This window comes from Gemmata algarum (genome assembly GCF_034097035.1).
Classification (GTDB): Bacteria; Planctomycetota; Planctomycetia; order Gemmatales; family Gemmataceae; genus Gemmata; species Gemmata algarum.
This window is the reverse complement of the sequence record NZ_JAXBLV010000175.1, coordinates 38,794-56,899: the sequence shown is the minus strand read 5'-3', so window position 1 is coordinate 56,899 and position 18,106 is coordinate 38,794. Positions and strand designations below refer to the sequence as shown.

The window sequence follows — 18,106 nt, the reverse complement described above, 5'->3', positions numbered from 1 at the left end:
CCTTTCCGAGATGCGCCGCAACTTATCCACGATTTCGGAATTTTGTTGCGGGTGGTGAGCAACGGACGTGCTCGGGTTGGGCCGCGTTCGCGGTGTGAGGCGCGGCGGCTTGCGGTGACGAACTTGGGCCGCGTTCAGCGACTCGGTTCGGCCCGCCGGCGGTAGGAGAGGACGTACCGGGTGTAGGCGCCGGCGGCCGCGTCCTTGTCCGGGTCGAACCCGAAGGTCCGCATTTCCGCAACCGCTTGTTCCGGGGACCAGCCGTCGTGATCCACGCGGTAAACGGCGCACACGGTTCCGGTGCGGTCGCGGCCCGCGGTGCAGTGGACGTAGACCGGGTGGTTCGCCGGGTCGGCCATCACGGCCAAGAACTCCCGCGCGACCGGTTCCAACGGGCTGCCTCCCGGTTCCGCGCCCGCCTCGCGGGGCGGAATCCGCACGAACTTGATCCCGCGCGACTGGCAGATGGTTTCTTCGTGCGCGTCCGACTTCTCGGCCTCGTCGCGCACCGGCCGTAGGCTCACGACCGTTTTGATGGCGTGATCGGTCAGGAGTTGCTCGAACGCCGGCGGGGTGAGTTGCCCGCTGCGGTACAGCACGCCGGGTTCCACCACACCGAAGTTGCGCGGCCCCCGGTCGCACCCCGAGCCCGATAGGAGGGCCGCGACCGCCACTAACGCCGTCAGGATGAGTCTCGATCCACCAATCATCACCGTGGTTCCTCACAGGGCGCTGGACGCGGGCGGTGGGCGACTTTCAGCGGGCCGTTTCGATTGTTGCGTTTGCGCTCCGCTGCACCAACGCGGCCATACCGCCGGCTGATGGCACGGTCAACCGAGCAGCCGGAGCGTCTTCTCGTCTCGCTTACCGCCAAAAAATCGCTCGAGGAGTTGATGGAACACCGAACCGTCCGGCGAGACGTGCGCGAACAGCGTCGCACACGATTTGAGTTTCGCGTCGTCGGGATCCCCGAAGATGTCGAACGCCGATTTGCCTTCGACACCCAGAGCGGCACCGGCGCACTCGACGAGGCGCGGCCCGAGCACGGGGTGGGCGAGGTACGCTTCGGCCTCGGCGCGGCTCTTGATCGCGTACCGCTGAGACATCGCGCTGAACCCCAACCCGGCGAACTGGGGGAAGACGTACCACATCCAGTGCGTGACCTTGGCGCCGGCCCGGACCTCGGCCAGCGCGGTCGCGTAGCCCGCCATCCCGCCGCTGCCCTGCTGGGCCGTAACGAATCGGTTCAGGTCGTGCGGGTCGCTCGCGTTTGCCATGTGCCACTCCTGAGTTGGTGACTTCGATTGAAGCAGCGGATGGTCTTTACCCCTTTTCGCGAAGTCGCCGCCCGCCGGATAATCGGCTTCCACGGAGTGACTTGGGTTTAAACGTCTATTTTACAACACATTGCAGCGCACCGGGCGGAGAGAATCGAGATCGGCGGTTACGGTTGAAGCGCCTGATTCGGTGGTAGCAACACCCCAGCGACCGACCAGCGGGTCGCCAGTCGAACGGTAGCGGGTGTCCAGTCCGCGCCCCGTTCGCTGCCACCAGTTGCCACTGTAACCCTCGTTACACGTCCCGCGGCACCCGTCGTCAGACCGCCGAAATACGGGAGAACGGGCATGAACTTCCGTTGGGCGGAACCAATTACCCGACGCGCAGAACGACGGCTCGCACATCCGCGAACGGCACCAAGGGAGAACCAAATGCTCCCACTGACTTCCGGTCAAAAGTCCGCTCGTCGAAAGTCGTAACGTCACAAAATCAGTACAGGCAGAGCCTCGTGACTTTATGACTTGCTGACCTGACGACTTCTGACTGGTAGTCCTAATTGACTGATGGCAGGCGGCTCAACAGCACGCGGCACCGCCCGCCGCCGGCGCGCACCCGGTCACTCCGCACCGGTCCGGCGCGAGACAGTCCGTGTGCTTGCGCCCGAGATGGAACAGTGGTCCCATCGGGGTCTGTTCTGCTGCCGCGACCGGAAACTGTGACACCGCGTCGCGCTCGTACTCGATCTCCACCGCCAGGTCGTCCGATTTCAGCAGCGGGGCCGCGAGTGCCAGAATGTCGGCGAGCTTCCTTGCGGTGAGCCGGTGCCCCGTGTCACTGGCGACCCACACCTGAAGCAGACACGTCGTCGCCGAACGGGTGGTGCCGCCGCAGTCGATGAAGTCCTTTTGCACACGGCCGACTTCGGTGACGTGGAAGTGCGCCGGAACGAAGTCGCCGTCGGGCAGCATCAGGTGGAGCGGTTGGTCCGGGCTGGCGAGCAGCGCGGCGCGGAACTCGGCAACGGTCATTCGCGGTTCTCCGGCGGTGTGGGACCCACGGTCACAATACCGGCGGTACTCCGGGAGCCAAGCCGAGACGGGCCGCGTGGTGCTCGCATACACGAACCGGCGGTGCGCAACGACGTGGGGCACTTGGTCGAGGAGTACGACCCGGTCGCCCGCCGCCAGCTCGGCAACTTCCCGCAGGCGTTCTCGCACCTGGGGCTGGTCAACACGGCCCGCAACCTGACCCAGCGGGAGAAGCCGGCCGAGGTGCGGACGGCGTCGCTCACGCGCCCAGCTTGGCCCGGATGTCGGCCGCGATCCGGGCCGGGGGCGGGGCGGCGTCCACCGTCACCTCCCCGACCGGCGGCTCCATCGCCTCGAGCTGGCTCCGCAGCATGTTGGCACCCATGAAGTGCCCCTTCCGGGCCTCCAGCCGGGCGCGGAAGAGGTCCTCCGACCCGCGCAGGTACACGTACCGAACGCACGCCGGGTCGTCGCGCTCGAGGTAATCTCGGTACTCGTGCTTCAGCGCCGAGCACGCCACGACGATGTTCTCGTCGGCCGCGCACGCCGCGTCGATCCGCTGCCGGAGGGCCTTCAGCCACGGCCTCCGGTCGGCGTCGGTGAGCGGGGTGCCGCCCGCCATCTTCGCGACGTTCTCCGGCGGGTGGTAGTCATCCCCCTCGACGAACTGCCACCCCAGGTCGGCGGCCAACTGTTTCCCGACCGTCGTCTTGCCGGACCCGGACACGCCCATCAGTACGATCACCATGTGAGCCTCCGTTAGTGCGCCGCTGTGACCGCCAGTTCTTGCTCCGCCGGCTGCCGCTCCTCGGACCACCGGTCGGCCAGGTGGAACACGAGCGGGTTGAGGGTGATGGACAGCAGCGCCCCGGCCACGATCAGGCTCTGCCCTTCGGGCGGCAGCAGTTCCAGGGCGATCCCCAAGCCGGCGAGGATGAACGAGAACTCACCGATCTGGGCCAGCGCCGCCGAGACGCTCAGGGCGGTCCGCCGCGACCCGCCCAGCGCCAGCACGATGCCGACCGCGGCCAGCGACTTGCCGGCCACGATGACGCCGAGCACGGCCATCACCCGGAACGGCTGCTCGATCAGCACCCGCGGGTCGAACAGCATCCCGACGGACACGAAGAACAGCACCGCAAACACGTCCTCCAGCGGCTGCAACTTGTCCACCGCCTTGTGCCCGACGTCCGACGCGTTCAGCACCATCCCGGCGAAGAACGCGCCGAGGGCGAACGACACCCCGAACACTTCCGTCGCGGCGTAAGCGATGCCGACCGACTGGGCGACCACCGCCAGGGTGAACAGCTCCCGCGACCCGGTCGCTTCGACGTTCCTCAGCAGCCACGGGAACAGGCGGGTGCCGACGACGAGCATGAGGGCGACGAACGCCGCCACCTTGCCCAGCGCGAGGCCCAGCGTGGCCCACAGGTTCGATCCGTCCGCCGCCGCTTTCCCGCCGAGCGGCCCGGCCAGGGCGGGCAGCAGGACGAGGGCCAGGACGATGACCAGATCCTCGACGATCAGCCACCCGACCGCCACACGCCCGTCGTCGGTGTCGAGCCGGTTCCGGGCCTCGAGTGCCTTGAGCAGCACGACGGTGCTGGCGACCGACAGCGCGAGGCCGAACACCAGCCCCGCCCCAAGCGGCCACCCCCAGAAGTAGGAGACCCCCACGCCCATCGCGGTGGCGGCGGCGATCTGCACCATCGCCCCGGGCAGCGCGAGCCGGCGGACCGCCCACAAGTCGTGGATCGAGAAGTGCATCCCGACGCCGAACATGAGCAGGATCACCCCGATTTCGGAGAGCTGGTGGGCGACCTTCGAGTCGCCCACGAACCCGGGGGTGAACGGGCCGACGGCGACGCCGGCGAGCAGGTACCCGACGAGCGCCGGGAGCCGCAAGCGGGCGGCAACGAACCCGAGGGCGAGTGCCAGGGTGAGTCCGACGGCGATGAGTGCGATCAGAGAAGTCTCGTGGTGCATAACGGTCCTGGGAGCGTGTACATCGTGTTGGAGCGGAGGCCGTGCGACTGTTCGGCGGCGCCGTCACCGGACATGCACCACATCGAACGTCCGCGAAGTGAAGACGTTCGGGACAGCGGCTCGAAAGGATCCGGCAACGGCACGACCATACCCGCCGGGAGGCACCGGTGCGGGATCGGGTAGGAAGCACATGCCATGCCCGTCAGGTTCTTCCGACCCGGCCAGGTCGTGACACGAGGGAATCGGTGCTTCGGGCCAAACTGGGCTGTTCAATTTCTGGCAGCGCGTGCGGAAGTTGGACACCGCGCCCGTCTCATTACCGAGTCCAATCGTTTCCAGTTGGTGTGGCGTGCCCCGCACGGTCTTTGAGTGTGGTCCGCTCACTCCGTGAGCGGTCGCTCCGGGTATCGGATGGGCATGGCGCACAACGACCGGGGCTGCAAGCCTGGGTAGCGAATCGGACCTGCGGGCCCACTGGAATCCAATTGAAAAGTAACTGCTTCTTGGAGCCGGCTCCAGAACACGGCATGGATACGAATCAACCGAATTTCAGTCGTTTCAAACGTGCAGCAGGCGATCGGTGTGGACGTTGTGGGTACCGCCCGCGTCTTTGGGCCGGGTGGTGTCCTGGTTCAGTTTCCCGAGGTGCCCGATCCGGTGGTCGTCGATGGCCACCCGAGCGGCCCGCGTGCGGTTCCCGAGTGGGGCGTGAAGTGCCGGCTTGAGCCATCGTTCGAGGGGGCGGCGCCGCTTGGGCAATTGGACGGCTCGACCGAGCCAGTCGGTGAGGACCGGGCGCAAGTGACGGGTGGCGTGACCCTGGTGTTGCTCGGATCGACTGATTCACGGTCCGGCCGGTTGTGTCTGCTTCTTGTCGCCCAGACGTTCCTGTCTGGGCGACCTTATCGCGCGGCCCAGGCAGGAATGCCTGGGCCACAAAGACAGAAACCAAAACGGGCGGCAACAGCCGGTTCGTGTAGGAAACTTGGGCCGCATGGGGCTCCGGCAATGGAGGCGTGGTAACCACCATCGACCGGCAAACCCATGCGGCCCGCTACTCCGAAATCGACCAACTGGAAACGACTGGATTCGGTATCAGTCCCGTGCCTTCGGGATGAACGGGGCCACCTCCTTCATCAACTCCTCCTCTTCCTCGTCACCGTCGGCGTCCCCGCCGGGAACCGGCTGCGGGGCGTCCGTGATGACCGCCTTCGGGTCCGCGTTCGGGTCGTTCTCGACCACCGCCATCTGCGTGTACTCTTTGCCGTCCGCGGTCAGAACAACGCGGTACGCGCCCGCCCGCGGCGGCGCCCACGGGAACTTGTGGAACCCGGCCGCCGCGGGCGGGCCGCGGAACTCGCGCACCACCTTGTTGTTCACGTCGAGCACCTTCAGGCTCACGTCCTTCGCGGGCTTGGTGAGCAGGTATTCGATGCTGCCGCCGGCGGCCGGGTTGGTGCCGTAGAACTTGCGCACGTCGCGCGAGTACGGGAAGCTGCCCGGGCCGAACTGCCACCGCGTTATCGGTGCCGGCGCGAACAAGGTGGCCGGGGCCGCGAGCGCCTCGGGCTTCATCTGGCGCAGGCTCGCCACGTCCAGCACCCACACGCTCCGGCCGTGCGTCGCGACCACGATCTCGCTCGCGGTCGTCGGCTGCGCGACCTCGTGGACCGCCACGGTGGGCAGGTTACTGTTCAGCTTCGCCCAGCTCGCGCCGCGGTTGACCGACACCCAGATGCCGAACTCGGTGCCGCAGTACAGGATCTCGGGGGTCGTGATGTCCTCGCGGATCACCCGCGTCGAGCCGAACGCCGGCAGGTCCCCCGTGACACTCTTCCACGTCGCGCCGTAGTCCTCGGTCACGAAGAGGTAGGGCTTGTCGTCGTCGGAGCGGTGCCCGTCGAGGGCCACGTAGCACCGCCCTTCTTTCGTGCGCCCGGGCTCGATCGCGCTGACGCACCGCGGCCCCGGCAGCCCGGCCTTCTTGAGGGCGTCCAGCGTGTTGGTCCAGTTCCCGCCGCCGTCCCGCGTCACCCACAGGTTGCCGTCGTCGGTGCCGGCCCACAGCACGTCGGGGCTCTTGGGGCTCTCGGCCAGTGCCGTCATCGAACCCTGTTTGGTGCGCGTCAGATCGGGGCTCACGGCCTTCAGGTTCTCCCCGCGGTTCACCGAACGGAACACGTACTGCGCGCCGCAGTAGAAGATGCCGGAGTTGTGGGCCGACAGGATGAACGGCGTGTTCCAGTTGAACCGCAGCTCCTCGCCGGGCTTGACCGGGCGCGGGCGGGTGCCCTTCTGCTCGCCGGTCTTCAGGTTGATCCACCCGATGCCGCCGTTCTGGCTCTCCGAGTAAACCACGTCGGGGTCGTTCGGGTCCACGCGGCACACGAACCCGTCGCCGCCGCGGAGGTACTGCCAGTCCTCGTTCGCCGGCCCGGTGCCGCGGAGCGTGCGCGACGGCCCGCCCCAGCTCCCGTTGTCCTGCAACCCGCCGTACACCCGGTACGGCTTCCGGCTGTCCACCGCGACGTGGTAGAACTGCCCCAGCGCCATCACGTTCAGGTGGTCCCAGGTGGCGCCGCGGTCGTAAGTGGAGTAGAACCCGCCGTCGCAGCCCAGGATCATGTGCCGGCTGTCGCGCGGGTCGATCCAGAGGGCGTGGTGGTCCGGGTGGACGGTGCTCGCCTGCGCGCTGGCGAACCGGTTCCCGCCGTCGGTGCTGCGCCACAGCACCGTGTCGCCGAGCACGTACACGGTTTTGTCGTCGGTCGGGTCGACGCGGACGTTCGAGAAGTAGAACGGGCGCGGGTTGAGGCTGTTGACGCGGGTCCAGGTGTCGCCGTTGTCCTTCGACACGAACACGCCGCCGGTCTGGTAGCCGTCCTTGCCCTGGTTGTTCTGGACGTTCGCCTGCTGCCCGCCCACCTGGGCCTGCATGATGAACGGCCGGGCCGATGGGGCCGTCGGGCGCCCGCCGCCCCCGCCGCCCCCCTGGAACCGCGTTTCGGCCGCCGCGAGCGCGAGCGTCACCTCGAAGGGCTTCTTGTCGCCCTCCTGGAACGACACCTTCACCTTGTCGCCGGCCTGCCGCGGGTTCTCGACCTTCCCCCCGACGCGCAGCTCGGTGCGGTACGCGCGGAAGTCCGGCGTGTCCGTTCCTTCAACGGCCGCGATGGTCATGCCGACCTTCACCCCGGCCTTGGCCGCCGCGCCGTCCTTCGGCACGTCCGCGACCTTCACCGGCGCGTCGAGGCCCGTGACCTCGACCGTTAGGCCGCCGGGCGAGAGCGTCTGCTGACCGCCCTTCGGCTGGAACCCGCCCTTCTTCGGCTCGGGGGTACTGGGCCGGGCCGCGAGCTTCAGCTCAATGGTGAGCGTTTCGGTTTCCGCCTTCGCGTCTTTCTTGTCACCCGTTTTGCCCTTCGCGCGGACAACCGTGAGCTTCACCACGTCGTCGGGCTTCTTGCCCGTCAGGAAGTCGAGCACCTCGTCGTAACTGGCGACCTTTTTCCCGTCGATCGCGGTGATGCGGTCGCCCTCTTTCAGCCCGGCCTTCGCGGCGGGGCCGTCCTCGACGACCGCGGTGACCTTCGCTCCGTCCTTCTCGCCCTCACCGGAAACGCCCATGTACACCGTGAGCACCGGGCGCCCCTTGCCGATGTTCTCGGTGTCGATGATCGCGTACACCAGCCCCTTCGTCTTGCGCGAGTAGTCCAGCCCGATGCGGCCGGTCTTCGCGGTGGGCAACCCGGGGGCGGCCTTCTCGCCGGTCAGCTTCTTCCAGGTCTTCCCGGCGTCCGCGGTTTTGAACAGCCCGCCCCCGGGGCCGTGTGCGACGATCGGCCCGTACTGGTCCGGGCCGGGCCACGGCCCCTGGCCGAAGAACCCGTCGAACTCGTCCCGCTTCCGCTCCCACAGCCCGGCGAGCAGCACGTTCGGGTCGGTCGGGTCCATGCGCAGCTCGATGGCCCCGGTCCGGTCGTCGACGTACAGCACCTTCTGCCACGTCTTCCCGCCGTCGGCGGTCTTGAAGACACCGCGCTCCTCGCTCGGCCCCCACACGCGGCCCATCGCGGCGACGTACACCGTGTTGGGGTCTTTGGGGTGAACGACGATCCGCCCGACCGAGAACGACTTCTTCAGCCCGACGTTCTGCCAGGTCTTCCCGGCGTCGGTGCTCTTGTAAACCCCGTCGCCGTAGGACACGGAGTTGCGCGGGTTGTGCTCGCCGGTGCCGACGTACACGACGTTCGGGTCGCTCGGCGCGACCGCCACGTCACCGATGGAGACCGTCGCCTCCTTCTCGAACACGAAGCTGAAGGTGGTGCCGTTGTTGACGGTTTTGAGCAGCCCGCCGCTCGCGGTGGCAACGTAGTAGGTGCTCGGGTCGCTCTCCACGACCGCCAGCGCGGTGATGCGCCCGCCCATGTTCGCGGGGCCGATGTTGCGCCACGTCATCTTCGCGATGGCGGTTTCGGGGATCGCGTTGGGCGCCGGGGCGGGCGGCGTGCCCTTGCGCAGCTCGTTGAGTTTCTTTTCCAGCAGCTCGATTTGCTTCTGAACCTCTGCGATCTCTTTCTTGGCGTCGTCGTCTTCGGATTTCGCGACGCCCGGAAAACTGAACACGAGCGCGGCGAGCAGCGCGAACGCGGCCCGGCGCCCGGTGAGCTGTGACGGCTTCACGGTGCTTCACTCTCGGTAGGATTGAACGCGGGAGAGCTTATCTAAAGTACGTAATTCTACCCGCGCTCGCGGCGCCGTCGCTAGTTGGGCAAGCTGGGGGCAGTTGCGAATAGGCGAAATCTGTACCCGTGACGCGGGTGAAAGCGGTTGCCCGGTAGCTCAGCCGTTCCCGGCGTCACCCACGTGACCGGGCGCAACACGCAGCGGCAGGCGAACTGAGGAAGCTCTTGCGGCCGCACGCATGTGCCGGTTTGCCGTAGCTGGCAGACGTGCACGGAGGTAGCCGGCGTGCCGAACCGGGTGGCGCCCGGTCCTATTTGTCTTGCCTGTGGCGACTGATGCGTGGCAAGTGGTTGCGCCGTTCGGTAGTGCTTTTCTGGCCCGCGTGTTGGGAACGGTCGTGGACGACCTGCGTCGGTTCTGTTGTCGGAACCCCGGCTGTGCGGGCTACGGGAAGTTGGCGTGTTGGGATCGCGATTGCCGGCCCACAGTTTTCCCAAGCATGCGGCGTGCCATCCGGAACATGAGGGGCGGCGTTTTGGGGCCGGGCACTCGCAATTGACCGGACCGCGGGCTCGGCGTATTGTCTCGCCGCTTCGCGCCCCGGCCCCCCGGCGGCGCACCGTGAAGAACACCAGGGCGGGCACGGATGCGCGTTCGCAGTTGGCTAATCCGCGGGCTCATCCTTGCCGGAGTCGCGGCCCTTGTCGCGCTCGGCTGGGTCGCGAACTCATGGATCAGTCCGGACCGCGTGCGCGAGAAGGTGATCGCCACGCTGGCCGACCAGCTCGACAACGTGGACGTTCAGGTCGGGTCCGCGCGGCTCCGCATCCTGGGCGGCATCGCGGTCAGCGACCTGCGCCTGAGCCGCCGGGGCGACCCGCCGGACCAGCCGTTCCTCGCGGTCCCCAGTGCGGTTCTGTTCCACGACAAGGAGCAGCTCAACCGCGGCCGGCTGGTCATCAAGAAGGTGCGGCTCGAGAACCCGACCATCCGCATCGAGCGCGCGGCGGACGGGAGCTGGAACATCGCGGAGGTGATCCGGTCCGGCCCGGCCGACAAGCCGGTGCCCACGTTCGAGGTGAAGGGCGCCACCGTCGTCGTGACCGACCACGCGCCGGACGGGCTGCCGGCCACGACGTTCACCGGCGTGGAGGGGACGCTGCTCAACGACCCGCTCCCGGCCCTGACGGTCCAGGGCAGCGGGACCGCCCGCCCGTTCGGCCCGGTGAGCGTCCGGGGGCGGTTCAACCGGATCAACAGCCACCTGGCGCTGTCGCTCGAGCTGGCCGAGTTCCCGGTGGGACCGGCGTCCGTCTCGGCCGCCCGGCGGTTCGCCCCGGAGCTGGCCCCGCACCTCGCCAAGCTCACCGCCGTGGCGAACGTGAAGGCCGAGGTCACCTACGCGCCGGAGGCCGCCCCCCACTGGCGCCACGACGTGCGGTTCGACGTGAAAGGGGCCAAGTTCGAGCACCCGGACCTGCCGAAGGCGCTCGAGAACATCACCGCGACCGTGCGCAGCACCGACGGCCGGGTGAAGGTCGACGAGGCGACCGCCACGCTCGGCGACGCGAAGCTCAAGGTGACGCTCGAGACGCGGCCGGAGGCGCCGCCGGCCGCCCCCGGCGACGACCCGCTCAAGCGGTTCGAGGACCGGCTCCTGCGGCTCGATCTGGCGGTCACGGGGGTGCCGCTGGACGACACGCTGTTCGACCGGCTGCCCGACAAGATGAAGAAGGCGCGGCGGATGTTCGCGCCCACCGGGCTCGTCGACGTGGGGTACAAGCTGACGCGCGAGGCGGGCGGGTGGCGCCGCGAGCTGGAGGCCCGGCCCCGCAACGGCGGGCTGACGTACGAGAAGTTCCGGTACCCGGTCGCGGACGTGCGCGGGCTGGTCCGGCACACGGTCACCCACGCCGGCGGGGCGAGCACCACGATCGACCTGCTCGGCGACGCCGCGGGGCAACTGATTACCATCAAGGGGCGGCTGGACGGCGAGGGCGAGGACCCGGCGATCAGCCTCCGCGTCACCGGGACGAACGTCCCGCTCGACGAGACCCTGTGCAAGGCGCTGCCGCCGAAGTCCGCGGCGCTGGTGCGCGAGTTCCGCGCCAGCGGGCGCGGCGACTTCGTGGTCGAGGTCACCCAGCAGGCCGGGGTGAACCTGACCGACAACGAGTTCCGCATCGACGTGAAGGACGGGAAGCTGAACTACACCGCCTTCCCGTACCCGCTGGAGAAGGTGAAGGGGCGGCTGGTGCTCCGCACCAACTCGACCGACCCCGATCGGCCGGTGCGGCCGGGGCCGGGGGGGGCGCGCGGCCCCCTGCCGGACCGGGACGAGATCATCTTCGACGGGTTCACCGCGGTCCACGCGGGGGCCGCGGTGTGGATGAACGGCTCGAAGCGCCCGATCCCCGACAGCCGCGACCGCAAGCTGGTCGTTCACGTGGGCGGGACATCGGTCCCCCTGAACGCGGCCCTGAAAACGGCCCTGGGGGCGGTGAAGGCCGAGAACCTGTGGGCGGAGTTCCAGCCCCGGGGGGCGCTCACCTTTACGGCGGACGTGGAGGTGATCGACCGCGCACCGCCCCCGGACCGCCCGGACCTCGACCCGCCGCTGAACCCGGCGACCGACGTGAAGGTGACGTTCGGGTTCTCCGGCCCGACCGTCACCCCGCGGTTCTTCGCCTACGAGCTGACCGAGTTCTCGGGCTGGCTGGAGTACAAGCAGGACCGGCTCGACGTCGCGCACCTCTCCGCGCGGCACGGGCCGAGCCGGGTGAAGCTCGCCGCCGGCGAGGTGCGGTTCTACTCGGACGGCGCGGTGTGGGCCAACCTGGGCGGGATCGAGGTGAAGCCGTGCGTCGCCGACGCCGAGTTCAAGAAGGCGCTGCCCGGCAAGCTCGGGGCCGCCCTGGACGAGTTGCAGCTGCGGGGCGGCGCCGAGCTCCTGGTGAAGCACCTGGTGATCAGCGCGCCGCCGGGCGCGAGGGCGGAGCCGAATTTGGTCGTCGCCGCCGGCGCGTCCGGCGCGGCCCCCGGGGCGCTCGGGGGGCTCACGCCCTCCGTCCGCCCGGAGCCGGACCCCGTCGTGTACTGGGACGCGGAGCTGAAGCTGTTCGGCGCGGCGCTGGACACGGGCATCGCGTGGGAAGACGCGCACGGGTCGGTCGCGTGCCGCGGGCGGTACGAGGGGACGCACCTCGGGCCGGTCCGCGGCACCGTGTGGCTCGACCGCGCGGTGGTGTCGCGGGTGCCGGTCACGGTGGCCCGGTGCCAGCTCCGGGCCGACCCCCAGCAGCCCGACCCGGCCCGCCCGGGCCGGTTCCTGCCGCCCCTGCTCCAGCTCACCCACGTCGCCGGGGACCTGTTCCACGGCGAGCTCGGCGGTCAGGCCTGGGTCGTGCTCGCCGAGGGCACCCGGTACGAGGTGTGGCTCACCGCCGCCAACGTGCAGCTCGAGGAGCTCGCGCGGCACTACAACCTCACCAAGCCGGGGTCCGACTCGGACCTGAAGGGCGTCGCGCAGGCGCAACTGCTCGTCTTCAACCGCCCGGACCCGAAGACCGGCCGGCTCACGATCGAGGGGACCGGCAAGATCGACGTGCCGACCGGCCGCATGTACAACCTGCCGGTGCTGCTGGAGCTGGTGAAGGTGCTCAAGCTCAACGCCCCGGACAAGACCGCGTTCGAGCAGGCGCACGTGGTGTTCCGGCTGCTCGGCGACCGGATCAAGGTGGAGCAGCTCGACCTGCTCGGCAAGGCGATCTGCCTGGGCGGGTCGGGCGAGCTGGACACGAGCGGCGAGTACGTGAAGTTCGAGTTCTACACGGTGCTGTCGCAGGTGCTCAAAATGTCGGACACGCTGGTCGGCGACCTGACCGCGTTCCTGAGCCGCAACCTGTACACCATCAAGCTGACCCGGGAAAACGGGGAGCTGAAGTACCGCCAGCAGCCGGTCCCGGCGATCACCGACCCGGCCCGGGCGGTGCTGGAGCGGCTCAAGCGCGGGACCGCGCGGTTCACCGGAAAGTGAAGAGCGAGGGACGGAGATGGGATCGGGCCGCGCGCCCGACCCCGGGCGGCCCGGTTGTCCCCTGTGTCGTCGCGCGCGTCGCGAGGAGAAGGCGTGTTCGGAACGACCCTGAACCGGATGATTTTCTGGGAGCTGGTGCGGGTGTTCCTGCTCTCGCTCGGCGCGCTCACCGGCCTAGTGCTGGTGGTGATGTCCGTGCAGCAGGCGTCGCAGCTCGGGCTGTCGCTGGCGCAGCTCGTGCGCGCGGTCCCGCTGCTGGTCCCGAGCATCCTGCCGATCGCGATCCCGGCCACCACGCTGTTCGCCGCGTGCGTCGTGTACGGCCGGCTGGCCCACGACAACGAGGTGATCGCGCTGAAGGCGGCCGGGGTGCACCTGTTCGGGATCGTGAAGCCGACCCTGCTGCTGGGGGTGCTGACCACCGGCACCACCGCGGCCCTGGCGCACAGCACGATCCCGCGCACGCAGCAGATGTTCTGGGACGAGATCCTGTCGGACCCGGAGGAGGTGCTGTACAACATGATCCGCCGGGACCGGTGCCTGCGGCACCCCAGCCTGCCCAACGTTCTGTACGTGCGCGACGTGGAGGGCAAGCGGCTCATCGACGTGGTCATCAAGCGCCGGATCAAGGAGAAGGACCCCCGGACCGGGGCCGAGGTCGTCATGGGGTACGACCTGGTGGCCCGGATGCACGAGGCCCAGTTGCGGGTGGACGTGGCCGCCGGCACCCTGTCGATCGAGCCGGACCGGCTGGTGATCGACGGGAAGAACGCGTCCGGGTCGGCGGCCAGTAGCGGGGCGTTCGTGATGGACCTGCCGGACTCGGTGACCGGCAAAGAGGCCCGCCTCAAGACCAGCACGCTGACCTGGGACGAGCTGCCGGAGAAGGCCGCGGGCGTGGCGGCTAAGCTGGACCGGATCACGGCCGAGAGGGCCGCGCGCCAGGCCGAAATCAACCAGATGGATCCGAACCTGCGGGCCAACGCCCAGGCCACGATCGAGGGGTACAACTTCGAGATCGCCGGCACGACGAAGCAGCTGCGGAACCTGCAAGCGGAGGTGCACGCCCGCCCCGCGCTGGCCGTGAGCTGCCTGGTGTTCGCGCTGGTCGGGTGCCCGGTCGGGGTGTACCTGAACCGGTCCGACTACCTGAGCACGTTCATGATGTGCTTCCTGCCGACGCTGCTGGTGTACTACCCGCTGCTGCTGGCCGGCACCGACATGGGAAAAAGCGGCCGGCTCCCGATGGTCCTCGGGTGCTGGGCCGCGGACATCGTCATGGGCGCCGTCGGTATGCTGCTGACGTGGCGGCTGCTGCGGCGCTGACCGCGGGCGCGGCCCCACGGCGCCGGCTCGGGCCGAGGCGCGACCGCGGCGTTACGCCGGGCGTCGGCCACGCCGGCCCGAAGTGCCTCTCATCGCGCTTCAGTGAGTCCGTGCCGCGGCGAGCGGTTGCGCCCGAGCCGCTTGGCACGTTTCGATCCGCCACCGTGAGTTCAGTCAACGGGGGCCTCGAACCTGACGACCCGTTGAGTGACGCACCCACGCCGGGCGCACCACCGAAGCCGCGGGCGTTCGGCTCCGAAAGTCCACAGCCGTCCACCACTCGCCCCCTCCGCGGAAGCCGGCTGCGGCTCCGAACGCTCGCCGCACCGACACCGGACGCCGCCATCCGTCCCCTCGGCACCGGCGGCGCCACTGACAACGCGTGGCCGCGGTGGTAGAATGCACTACACGAGGCGGGGGGCGGGCGAATGAAGTGCATGCGGTGCGCGAAACAAGCCACCTACCACATTACCGAAGTGCTGCCCGAGGAGCGGTTCGAGGAGGTCCACCTCTGCGAGGACTGTGCCAAGAAGTACCTGGCGCAGCCGCACAAGAAGGCCCCGCCCGCCAAGCCCGTCGACGTGCGCGAGCCCGCCGAGGAGGTGCTCGCCGGGCCGGTCTGTGGCACGTGCGGGCTGTCCTACCTCGAGTTCCGCAACCACGGGCGGTTCGGCTGCGCGCACGACTACGACGCGTTCAAGGGCGAACTCCTTCCGCTGCTGGAGAGCATCCACGGCGAGGTGCGGCACGTCGGCAAGACCCCGCACCGCTTACCTCGCACCCAGAGCGACCAGGTGGAACTGACCGCGCTGCGGCGCCGCCTTCAGCAACTGGTGACCGAAGAGAATTACGAAGAAGCGGCCCGCGTGCGCGACCGCATCCGGGAGCTCGAAAACGGTTAAGCCGGGAGCCGCGCCGCCCGCGGCCGGGTTCGGGCTTCCCGAGGGGAGGGGTGGGGTGAAGTGCCAGATCTGTGACGCCCCGGCCACGTTCCACCTGACGGACGTGGTGAACAAGAAGCGGCGCGAGCTGCACCTGTGCGAGCGGTGCGCGCGCGAACGCAACCTGATCCCCGAGCCGCCCGGCCCGCAGATCGATCTGAAGGCGCTGATGGGGCTGCTCACGAACCCGTTCCACGCGCCCCCCGCGCTCGCGCCGGAGCCCGAGGCCGCGCCGCCCGTGTGTGCGCGGTGCGGGATGGCGGTGCCCGAGTTCAAGGCCACCGGCCGCCTCGGGTGCCCGCACGACTACGAGGCGCTGCGCCCCGCCCTCGAGCCGCTGCTGGAGCGGATCCACCGCGCGCTGGCCCACGCGGGCAAGGCCCCCCGGGCCGTCCGGGTGGGCGAATGGAAGCAGCGGCTGAGCGACGCGGTCGCCGCGGAGAATTACGAAGAGGCCGCCCGGCTCCGCGACCTGATTCGCGCCCACGAGTAGTTCCACGGCTCACGTTCCACGTGCCGCGCTGAAGCCAGGCCCCTGTCTTCGTGCCTCACACCTGGAGCCCGGAGCTTGGAGCTTGGAACTTACCGATGAACCTTGACAGCCTGCTCCCGAACCTCGGCGAATGGCTCCGCGGCACCGGCCCGGAGTCGGACGTGGTGGTGTCCACTCGCATCCGGCTGGCCCGGAACCTCGCCGACCTGCCGTTCGCGACCCGCGCGACCGCGACCCACAAGGCGGACGTCATCCGCCTGGCGAAGGAGGCCGTCACCCGGTCGAGCGCCGCGCACCCGCTCGAGTACGTGGACGTCCAGACGATGTCGCCGCTCGACCGGCAGTTCCTAGTCGAGCGCCAGCTCATCAGCCGCGAACTCGCGAGCGGGCTGGAGGGACCCCGCGGGGTCGCGTTCGACCCGACCGAGACCGTCAGCGTGATGGTGAACGAGGAGGACCACCTGCGGCTCCAGGTGCTCCGCAGCGGGTTCGCGCTCGACGAGGCGTGGCGGGACATCGACCGCCTCGACGACGCCCTGGAGCAGCGCCTCACCTACGCGTTCCACACGCAGTTCGGGTACCTGACCGCGTGCCCCACGAACGTCGGCACCGGGATGCGGGCCAGCGTGATGCTGCACCTGCCGGCGCTGGGGCTCACCAAGCAGATCGACAAAGTGTTCCGCGCCCTCCAGAAGATCAACCTGGCGGTGCGCGGGCTGCACGGCGAGGGGTCGCGCGCGTTCGGCGACCTGTACCAGATCTCGAACCACGTCACCCTCGGGAAGAGCGAGGCCAAGATCCTCGACGAGATCCGCGAGGTGATCGTGACGATCATGCAGTACGAGCGCCAGGCCCGGACCGCGCTGATGAAGGAGCGCCGGCAGGCCGAGCACGACCGCGTCGCGCGGGCCATCGGCACGCTCGGCAGCGCCACCATGATCACCGCCGAGGAGACGATGGAACTGCTCTCCGCGGTGCGGCTGGGGATCCACCTGCACCTGCTCGACGGCATCCCGGTGACCGCGGTGAACCAGCTGTTCATCCACACGCAGTCCGCGCACCTCCAGAAGCTCGCCGGGCACGCGCTCGGCGGCGAGGAGCGGAACACGGCGCGTGCGAAGTACCTCAAGACGCGGCTCCGCGACCTCGATTCGCACAAATGATGAGCGCACACACGCCACCAACACCGAACGACCCGCCGCCGGGCGCGGCCGCGCCCGAGGGGCTACCGGCCGGCCGGTTCGAGCTGTTCCGGTTCGTAGTCTTGGGCGGGTTCCTGGCCCTCTGGACGTGGAAGCTGCTCGAGCCCAGCCCGGTGCCAGAAGCTTTGGCCGCCGAACTCGACGGCGACTGGCGGTTCTTCCTCGCGAAATCGCTGCACGGGGGCGCGTACGCCTTCCTCACGGTTCTGGTGTTCGCGCTCCCGGTGACGCGGTACTGGCACTGGTTTCTGGTGGGGCTGCTCGCGCTCCACGGCGTCGCGACCGAAATCGGCCAAACGTTCGTGCCGAACCGAACGGGCACCCTGCGCGACGTGATCATCGACTGGATCGGCGTGGCATTCGGTGTGCTGATTTGCTACTGGGCGCGTCGGCTGGTGAGCGCGGGGCGTAAGCCGCTCGCCTGAGCCACGGGACCGGCGGTAGTGTCTGTTTCTTGTGGCACAGGCATTCCTGTCTGTGCGGCCTTATCGCGCCACACAGACAGTAGTGTCTGTGCCACAAAGACAAAAAACAAAACGGCCACCCACGGCCGGTTCGTGCATGAGCCGCGGGACCTCCTTACGAACATGCGAGCGGTCCCTTTTTCGCTCAGGCGCTCTGTCCCATCATCGCTGCGAACCGGCGCTGCATCTCTTCCGGTGTGACATCCTCAACGTGTGTGGCCAGCGTCCACTGGTGCCCGAACGGGTCGAGGAGGGTGCCTGAGCGGTCGCCGTAGAACTGGTCCTGTACCGGACGCACAACCGTTGCGCCGGCGGCCACGGCGGTCGCGAAGGCGGCGTCCACGTCCGGCACGAACACGCACAGTCCGCCGCTCGTTCCGCCCAGCGACTCGGGGCCGCGGTTCCCCCACTCCGGCATCTCGTCGGCGAGCATGACCCGCGCCCCGCCGATTTCGATCTCGGCGTGTGCGATCACCCCGCCGGGCAGTTCGAACCGCATCACTTCCGTGGCGCCGAGCGCGTTCTTGTAGAAGGCGAGCGCGTTCGCCCCGTGGCGAACCGTAATCGACGGGGTGACGGTGTGGTACCCGGCTGGCCTGTAACTGGTGGGCATCGCGCGAACCTCCTTCGGGTGAGTAGCCGCCGCGAAGGTAATCACACGCCAAT

General features: G+C 69.0%; 13 protein-coding genes and 2 pseudogenes. 7 read left to right on the top strand and 8 right to left on the bottom strand.

The window, feature by feature from the left end:
• Positions 1-134: 134 nt before the first annotated feature.
• From R5W23_RS13645 to R5W23_RS13635, 3 genes are all read right to left on the bottom strand, one after another.
• The gene (locus R5W23_RS13645; RefSeq protein WP_261185371.1) at positions 135-710 is read right to left on the bottom strand and encodes a fused DSP-PTPase phosphatase/NAD kinase-like protein; all 576 of its coding nucleotides are present in this window, start codon (positions 708-710) and stop codon (positions 135-137) included.
• 120 nt (positions 711-830) lie between these two features.
• Positions 831-1,277: a DUF1810 domain-containing protein gene (locus R5W23_RS13640; protein WP_320686782.1), complete on the bottom strand. Its 447-nt coding sequence runs from the start codon at positions 1,275-1,277 to the stop codon at positions 831-833.
• 576 nt (positions 1,278-1,853) lie between these two features.
• Complete coding sequence (locus tag R5W23_RS13635; protein WP_261185369.1) at positions 1,854-2,306, bottom strand: DUF6428 family protein; 453 nt, start codon at positions 2,304-2,306, stop codon at positions 1,854-1,856.
• 108 nt (positions 2,307-2,414) lie between these two features.
• Here R5W23_RS13635 and R5W23_RS32645 point away from each other — a divergent pair.
• A pseudogene (locus R5W23_RS32645) lies at positions 2,415-2,561 on the top strand (glycoside hydrolase family 15 protein); the annotation flags it as partial.
• A gap of 4 nt (positions 2,562-2,565) precedes the next feature.
• On the opposite strand, the gene R5W23_RS13630 reads toward R5W23_RS32645, so the two are convergent.
• From R5W23_RS13630 to R5W23_RS13615, 4 genes and pseudogenes are all read right to left on the bottom strand, one after another.
• The gene (locus tag R5W23_RS13630) at positions 2,566-3,054 is read right to left on the bottom strand and encodes a gluconokinase (protein WP_320686781.1); all 489 of its coding nucleotides are present in this window, start codon (positions 3,052-3,054) and stop codon (positions 2,566-2,568) included.
• Positions 3,055-3,083: 29 nt separating this feature from the next.
• Positions 3,084-4,292: pseudogene (locus R5W23_RS13625) on the bottom strand (cation:proton antiporter domain-containing protein); the annotation flags it as partial.
• Positions 4,293-4,850: 558 nt separating this feature from the next.
• Complete coding sequence (locus R5W23_RS13620; RefSeq protein WP_320686779.1) at positions 4,851-5,051, bottom strand: hypothetical protein; 201 nt, start codon at positions 5,049-5,051, stop codon at positions 4,851-4,853.
• A 336-nt stretch (positions 5,052-5,387) separates the two neighbouring features.
• Positions 5,388-8,975, bottom strand: coding sequence for a VPS10 domain-containing protein (locus R5W23_RS13615; RefSeq protein WP_320686778.1), 3,588 nt, complete (start codon positions 8,973-8,975; stop codon positions 5,388-5,390).
• A 649-nt stretch (positions 8,976-9,624) separates the two neighbouring features.
• On the opposite strand from R5W23_RS13615, the gene R5W23_RS13610 reads away from it, so the two are divergent.
• From R5W23_RS13610 to R5W23_RS13585, 6 genes are all read left to right on the top strand, one after another.
• Positions 9,625-13,014, top strand: coding sequence for an AsmA family protein (locus tag R5W23_RS13610; RefSeq protein ID WP_320686777.1), 3,390 nt, complete (start codon positions 9,625-9,627; stop codon positions 13,012-13,014).
• 93 nt (positions 13,015-13,107) lie between these two features.
• Entirely contained in the window at positions 13,108-14,340 is a 1,233-nt protein-coding gene (locus R5W23_RS13605; protein ID WP_261185362.1) for an LptF/LptG family permease, read from the top strand.
• Between the two features lie 428 nt (positions 14,341-14,768).
• Positions 14,769-15,242: a UvrB/UvrC motif-containing protein gene (locus tag R5W23_RS13600; RefSeq protein WP_261185361.1), complete on the top strand. Its 474-nt coding sequence runs from the start codon at positions 14,769-14,771 to the stop codon at positions 15,240-15,242.
• Positions 15,243-15,297: 55 nt separating this feature from the next.
• A complete protein-coding gene (locus tag R5W23_RS13595) occupies positions 15,298-15,774 on the top strand; it encodes a UvrB/UvrC motif-containing protein (protein ID WP_261185360.1) in 477 nt (158 codons plus the stop codon).
• 95 nt (positions 15,775-15,869) lie between these two features.
• A complete protein-coding gene (locus R5W23_RS13590; protein ID WP_261185359.1) occupies positions 15,870-16,937 on the top strand; it encodes a protein arginine kinase in 1,068 nt (355 codons plus the stop codon).
• On the top strand, positions 16,934-17,401 hold the full coding sequence (locus tag R5W23_RS13585; protein ID WP_261185358.1) for a VanZ family protein: 468 nt from the start codon (positions 16,934-16,936) through the stop codon (positions 17,399-17,401). The genes R5W23_RS13590 and R5W23_RS13585 overlap by 4 nt, the downstream gene beginning before the upstream one ends.
• 184 nt (positions 17,402-17,585) lie before the next feature.
• On the opposite strand, the gene R5W23_RS13580 is transcribed toward R5W23_RS13585, so the two are convergent.
• Positions 17,586-18,053, bottom strand: a complete 468-nt coding sequence (locus R5W23_RS13580) for a VOC family protein (protein ID WP_320686776.1) — start codon at positions 18,051-18,053, stop codon at positions 17,586-17,588.
• Positions 18,054-18,106 lie beyond the last annotated feature (53 nt).

Coding starts and splice junctions, on each gene's coding strand:
- R5W23_RS13645 (WP_261185371.1), bottom strand. CDS start 710: ATGATTGGTGGATCGAGACTCATCCTGACGGCGTTAGTGGCGGTCGCG.
- R5W23_RS13640 (WP_320686782.1), bottom strand. CDS start 1,277: ATGGCAAACGCGAGCGACCCGCACGACCTGAACCGATTCGTTACGGCC.
- R5W23_RS13635 (WP_261185369.1), bottom strand. CDS start 2,306: ATGACCGTTGCCGAGTTCCGCGCCGCGCTGCTCGCCAGCCCGGACCAA.
- R5W23_RS13630 (WP_320686781.1), bottom strand. CDS start 3,054: ATGGTGATCGTACTGATGGGCGTGTCCGGGTCCGGCAAGACGACGGTC.
- R5W23_RS13610 (WP_320686777.1), top strand. CDS start 9,625: ATGCGCGTTCGCAGTTGGCTAATCCGCGGGCTCATCCTTGCCGGAGTC.
- R5W23_RS13600 (WP_261185361.1), top strand. CDS start 14,769: ATGAAGTGCATGCGGTGCGCGAAACAAGCCACCTACCACATTACCGAA.
- R5W23_RS13590 (WP_261185359.1), top strand. CDS start 15,870: ATGAACCTTGACAGCCTGCTCCCGAACCTCGGCGAATGGCTCCGCGGC.
- R5W23_RS13585 (WP_261185358.1), top strand. CDS start 16,934: ATGATGAGCGCACACACGCCACCAACACCGAACGACCCGCCGCCGGGC.
- R5W23_RS13580 (WP_320686776.1), bottom strand. CDS start 18,053: ATGCCCACCAGTTACAGGCCAGCCGGGTACCACACCGTCACCCCGTCG.